Source organism: Phyllobacterium sp. P5_D12, assembly GCF_054049495.1.
In genome coordinates this window covers 1-1,278 of the sequence record NZ_JBFUMG010000883.1, presented here as the reverse complement: position 1 = coordinate 1,278, position 1,278 = coordinate 1, and the positions used below count along the sequence as shown (strand labels likewise).

Annotated in this window: 2 protein-coding genes and 1 pseudogene; 1 reads left to right on the top strand and 2 read right to left on the bottom strand. The window is 49.7% G+C overall.

Annotated elements, in window-relative coordinates; genetic code table 11:
* A partial coding sequence (locus tag ACXJ5O_RS27315) for a hypothetical protein (protein WP_457302646.1) occupies positions 1 to 255 on the bottom strand: 255 nt, incomplete at its 3' end.
* Positions 256 to 333: 78 nt separating this feature from the next.
* Between ACXJ5O_RS27315 and ACXJ5O_RS27310 the strand changes: the two genes are divergently transcribed.
* Positions 334 to 501: a hypothetical protein gene (locus ACXJ5O_RS27310; protein WP_457302645.1), complete on the top strand. Its 168-nt coding sequence runs from the start codon at positions 334 to 336 to the stop codon at positions 499 to 501.
* A gap of 518 nt (positions 502 to 1,019) precedes the next feature.
* Here the strand turns inward: ACXJ5O_RS27310 and ACXJ5O_RS27305 are convergent.
* Positions 1,020 to 1,278: pseudogene (locus ACXJ5O_RS27305) on the bottom strand (short-chain dehydrogenase); the annotation flags it as partial.

Sequence of the window (1,278 nt, the reverse complement as noted above, 5' to 3'; positions counted from 1 at the left end):
TTTTGGATCTGGCTCCATCTTGAAAGCCGACTTGAAATCAAGATGAGCAGCGGTTTTAGCCATGATAGTCTCCCCAAAAGCTGGCGCACCAATGACAATCCGAGGTGGACGATATGCCGTCACGGAACATTCCGCCATAACCACAACGGAAATTTGAGTGGAGCAAAAGGCAAGAAGGACGATATGTTTGGAGCTTGGGCTTCTTAGTGTCTGCAGATTCCCAAAACGATCAAACCTTTGGTCGGCGCCGAGCATAATTCCCGCTTCACGGCATCATGAACAAAATGCCACATTTTCCTGACAATATTACTGCTGAAACAAGGTTGAGTGATCATGAAGCGCAAGTCAAAATCCCCGGAGAGCCCCCTGGACAAACACACTGTGGAAGAGCTGGAATTTCAGGAGCGTCGGATTATCAAGTACATGAAGGAGGGCATGACGCGCGAGGAAGCGGCAATGCAAGCGCTGGCCGATTTGCGGGAGAAAATGGATCGGCGCTGAACCAACGTATGTTGTGACCGACTTGCTGAACCTATGTTAGGATAGCTTTCAACTATTTTGAGCTTCCGATTTAGGAGCAAGCGATGAGAAAATCAGGAACACTCTTATTGACGTTGGCTTTAGGCGCAATACTGGCGTCCGGCTCGGCAACCATTTCGTTGGCGCACGGTAAAACTCATGGCGCTCACAAATACCACGTGCATCGCGTTGACGGCCTCTGGCGTGCGAATGGTTATTGGTACCCACAATTTAAAGACTGCTATTTCCCGTACCGCTACGATCTTCCCCTCTATTGCGACGAAACCACGCAACGCGTTTCGAAGCGGAGCGAGTGGGGACGGGGCACAAAGCCTATCAGAAAATAAGGTAAAGCCGACTGGGTCTGCAGTTCATCGCCTTCGGATCGTACACCAGGAAGTGTCACACGAGGCGATGAACTCGCCTATTGCAGAATCTCTTTGACGATGCTGCTGGCTTTGCTGAAATCCATCTGGCCGGCATATCGTTCCTTGAGCACGTTAGGCGATTTCAGGAGGATTGAAATAGACTGCATCCTTGCTAGACAGGCTTTTTTTGACCTGTTTGGTGAAGTCATCCACGAGCACTTCATCACTGTTCGTTTCGACACCGATCAACGCAGCTTCAGCCACCTCATTTGGTTGGATTTTTTTCATCTCAAACCCATGGGTCATGCCGGTATCCATAAAACTGACGTGAACCCCGACAACCGCCGTTTTTTGACCTTTCAGTTCAATGCGCAAGGCATTGGTGAAGCTC